Raw genomic sequence first — 4,348 nt, forward strand, 5'->3', positions numbered from 1 at the left:
AGTGCCTTCTGTCAGTGTTGACCAACGGGAACTGCTGAAAGTTGAGGGTTTTTTGCACTACGAAGAACGGTTATTATTTTCCCTAATTCGTCTGCGCAACCCTTACACACGGTTAATTTATGTTACCGCTGTGCCGTTGCCACCGATTGTGATTGATTACTACTTGCAGCTTCTGCCAGGAATTCCCTTTTCCCATGCACGCGATCGCTTACTGCTGTTTTCCACCTATGATGCTTCCCTCAAGCCACTTAGCCAAAAGATTCTAGAACGTCCCCGCTTGATGAAGCGGATTCGTCAAGCCTTACGTCCAGGAAAGTCTTACATGTCTTGTTACAACTCTACTAATCTAGAGCGCGAGATATCCTTAAAATTGAACTTACCCCTACTTGCCCCAGACCCAGATTTGCTTTATTGGGGTACCAAGAGCGGTAGTCGGCAAATTTTTGCTGACAGTGGTGTCCCCCATCCCGACGGCAGTGAGTTAGTCTGGACCGTTGATGATTTAGTCGAAGCAACAGCGCAGTTATGGCACAGGCAACCGCAACTGAACAAGATTGTGATTAAACTCAACGAAGGGTTTTCTGGGGAGGGCAATGCTATCTTGGACTTGAAACCACTATCGGAGGTAGGTCCGGGAAATGTTTCCCATACTCAAACAGTAGCGGCTTTGAAAGAAAAGATCGTAAATTTGAGATTTCAAGCTAGTGGGGAAACCTGGGAGAGTTATAGCAGTCGGATACCGCAGTTAGGGGCAATTGCCGAAGCATTTATTGACGGAGAAAAAAAGCGTTCCCCTAGCGTTCAGGCTTATATTACCCCCCATGGCGAGGTCAAAATTCTCTCCACTCACGATCAAATTCTTGGGGGACCAGACGGTCAGATTTATTTAGGTTGTCGATTTCCCGCTGATCCAGGTTATCGCCTACAATTGCAAGATTTGGGACTACGAGTCGGTCAGACCTTAGCGAAAAAAGGAGCAATAGAGCGTTACGGTGTAGATTTTGTGGCGGTTCATCAGCCCGATCGGGATACCTGGGACTTACAAGCCATTGAAATCAACCTGCGCAAAGGCGGTACAACCCATCCCTTTATGACCCTGAAATTCATGACCAATGGTCGCTATGACCTCTCCACTGGTCTTTTTTGCTCTCAAGAGGGTCAACCAAAGCACTATATTGCCACGGACAATTTACAAAAAGATAGTTACAAAGGGTTAATGCCCAATGACTTGATGGATATTATCGCCTACCATCAACTGCATTTTGATAGCAGCACCAAAACTGGCACTGTATTTCACTTAATAGGCACACTCTCTGAATTTGGCAAACTAGGGTTAACCAGCATTGGAGATTCTCCCCAACAAGCAGAAGAAATCTATAACCAAGTTGTGAGGGTACTGGATCTAGAAACTAAATCCGACAAAGATGCTAATGTCTCAGTTTCCCATCCCAGTATTCCGATTGCTTGGAATAGATAGTAAAGGGAATAGTAGAATTAAGAATGTAGAATTAAAAATGTATAATTTAGAATGAAAAATTGAGAATGGAGAAGTTTAGGGACTTGCATGTAAAAAAAATACCAATTAAAGTAGGGTGGGCAAAGTTCTCTTATCTAGAAGACTCATTTGAACCAAAATATTTTTGCCCACCCTACAAGCTAAAATCTGGTATTTTATTTTTTGGCTACTCCCCTAGGTGCTAACTTAGCAATTATGACAGACAAACTTCAACATGTTATATTTTTTTAATTCTTAATTCTTAATTCTTAATTCTACATTCTCAATTCTTAATTCAAAATATCTTTGCCGAATGGGTTAGTGGATCAAACTCAAATCGCTGGTCGTAGTTTGTTTCCCCATAAATATTAAAGGTAATTGTTGGTTCATCTCCCATTGCTTCTACACTATGAATAGCATCAGAGGTAAAACTAATAATATCTCCAGGGAATAGGATTTTTTCCCCAACTTGTTCGATGCGATCGCGAAAGTCTGGGTCATCAGTACGCCGCCAAAAGGTGTTTTTTTCCTGGCCACTGATCACGGCTACTACTCCCCATGTACCATGGTTGTGAATGGGAGAAACTCTTCCCGGTAACCAGACTACATTTTGGACGGTTAAGGGATAATTGATTTCATCATAAAGCATTTGCACCGACCAGCCTGGGTCAGGGTTAGGTTCAAGATATTCACCCTGTAGCCAGTAGGAACTAGTGAGTAAGCGACGTACCAAAGGACGAATGACTTGGAGCAGTTGGCGCTCATCGTTAATCTGATCGAGAGTATCCTCTAGGTCAGTCAGAAACCGATAGAGTCGATAGGGTTTCGTTGACCATTCCCAGTCACTAGGTATCTCACAGGCTTCACAGTTGCCTTGATTTGTCAGCAACCAATCACTACTTTCCATACAGTTTACCTAAGCAAGGTTTTTGATAGATGTTTTGTAAGCTATCAGCTCTCAGCTATCAGCTCTCAGCTCTCAGCTATCAGCTCTCAGCTCTCAGCTCTCAGCTCTCAGCTCTCAGCTCTCAGCTCTCAGCTCTCAGCTCTCAGCTCTCAGCTTATGCACATAAGCTGACGATGTTTTTAAGTTACATTTCAATTTACATTTGAATTTACGAAAAAAAGCAATCACAAAATTACCCTTGCTTCAGGAGACAGGGCTGTTTTAAAGTCTGACTGAAATTTGACTGCTGGGAAAGCAGCTAAATCGCTACTAGTCATTTCTCAGCTCTTCCTCAGTCATCTCTCAGGTTTCATTCAGTTTCAAGCAATTCATTTTAAGCCATTTCAATTATTACTCATGTACAATGCAGATAAAAATTAACCTTCATTACAGCAAAGGAGGGAATTGCCATGAAAATTAAGTATTTTGCTACTATCGCTGCTGCCTCAATTGTCACTCTAGGACTGGTAACATCCTGTGGTGCTCCCACAACCAATACTACTCCTGGTGAGAGTACTACAGAGCAAGGCAATCCTTGTGCCGGTAAATCCAATCCTTGTGCGGGTAAAAAGAATCCTTGTGCTGGCAAAAAGAATCCTTGTGCAAGTAAAAAGAATCCTTGTGCCGGTAAATAAGCTTCCTTAACCATTTCCACGGATGATCACTTGCAGGTAGTATGCCCAGGGCATACTACCTGGGCATACTACCTGGGCATACTAGCAGATTACTTAATTGCTGCCTCGCGCTATGTCTGTGCCAGCCGCCTTTCCCTTTACCTGTAGGGCTTCTATGGGATCTGATCATCATCAGTTTGATCATAAGTTTTACCGTTTGTAATATGACAGCTTGTCATATAATTGAACCGTTGACAGTCATGGTTCAATTTTTTTATGAAAAACATAGCATTGAAAAAGCTACTATCACTCCTGGTGGTAACGGTCTGTATCTTAACCTTTACCTATGGTTGCGGTGGCGCAACTACAGCTACTGTTCCTCCAGAAACCACACCTGCCCCAGCTGCTGAAGTTGCCCAAGAGGCCGAATCCCCAGCGGAAACCACTGAGGTGGCTGAAGAAGAACCCGCCCCAGCCGAAGCTACTGAGGTGGCTGAAGAAGAACCCGCCCCAGCCGAAGCTACTGAGGTGGCTGAAGAAGAACCCGCCCCAGCCGAAGCTACTGAGGTGGCTGAAGAAGAACCCACGACCGCTGAACCCACCGAGGTCGCTGAAGCACCTGAGCCTGCTGCTGCAGCTGGTCCAGAAACTCACACTGTAAAAATGGGTACAGACAGTGGGCAACTAAAATTTGAACCAAGTTCTCTTACCATCAAAGCGGGGGAAACTGTCAAGTGGGTGATGAACAACATTGGTCCTCATAATGTTGTTTTTGAGGACGCCCCATCTCTGACTCACAAAAACATGTTGATGGCTAAGGGTTCTTCCTATACATCTACCTTTGATGAGCCTGGTAAATACTCCTACTACTGTGCCCCCCACCGTGGTGCTGGCATGACAGGCGAAATCATTGTTGAAGCTGGATCATAGTAGCACTAGGACTAGGGCTGTTGATCGAGACTTCCAGCAATGTGAAAACCACACAGCTTTTGCTGTGTGGCTCCAATGGGCGTAACCTAATAGACGATCCAGTAACACCCGTCGGAAAATTAGTAGTTACTAGTTTTTGCTACTAACTACCAGAAGATTAACCATTCTAAGACTTAAGCGATCGCAAATCGTGGTAGTTTAGTTAACTTAAATCAAGACTTACCCAGCAACTATAACCGTAGGGTATGACGTCAGGGCGCACAGTGTGCGCCCTGACTGCGCTTCAAGTCAGGAATAAAGAAGTTTGACAGCTTGTCTTTTGACGGAAGAAGACATGATCTGACAATCCTGTATGGACTAGCC

4 protein-coding genes are annotated in these 4,348 nt (G+C 44.2%); 3 read left to right on the forward strand and 1 reads right to left on the reverse strand.

From position 1 onward, the window contains the following. Positions 1-1,477, forward strand: a 1,477-nt coding sequence (locus tag LYNGBM3L_RS08380; protein WP_063747923.1) for a peptide ligase PGM1-related protein, incomplete at its 5' end; no start/stop codon positions are given. A gap of 313 nt (positions 1,478-1,790) precedes the next feature. Here the strand turns inward: LYNGBM3L_RS08380 and LYNGBM3L_RS08385 are convergent. Beyond that, positions 1,791-2,402, reverse strand: coding sequence for a cysteine dioxygenase family protein (locus LYNGBM3L_RS08385; RefSeq protein WP_008181349.1), 612 nt, complete (start codon positions 2,400-2,402; stop codon positions 1,791-1,793). Between the two features lie 449 nt (positions 2,403-2,851). Between LYNGBM3L_RS08385 and LYNGBM3L_RS08390 the strand changes: the two genes are divergently transcribed. Further along, complete coding sequence (locus LYNGBM3L_RS08390) at positions 2,852-3,076, forward strand: hypothetical protein (RefSeq protein WP_044492419.1); 225 nt, start codon at positions 2,852-2,854, stop codon at positions 3,074-3,076. A 546-nt stretch (positions 3,077-3,622) separates the two neighbouring features. Then, positions 3,623-3,985, forward strand: coding sequence for a plastocyanin (gene petE / locus LYNGBM3L_RS50180; protein ID WP_044492486.1), 363 nt, complete (start codon positions 3,623-3,625; stop codon positions 3,983-3,985). Positions 3,986-4,348: the final 363 nt, after the last annotated feature.

The organism is Moorena producens 3L (genome assembly GCF_000211815.1).
GTDB classification, from domain to species: domain Bacteria; phylum Cyanobacteriota; class Cyanobacteriia; order Cyanobacteriales; family Coleofasciculaceae; genus Moorena; species Moorena producens.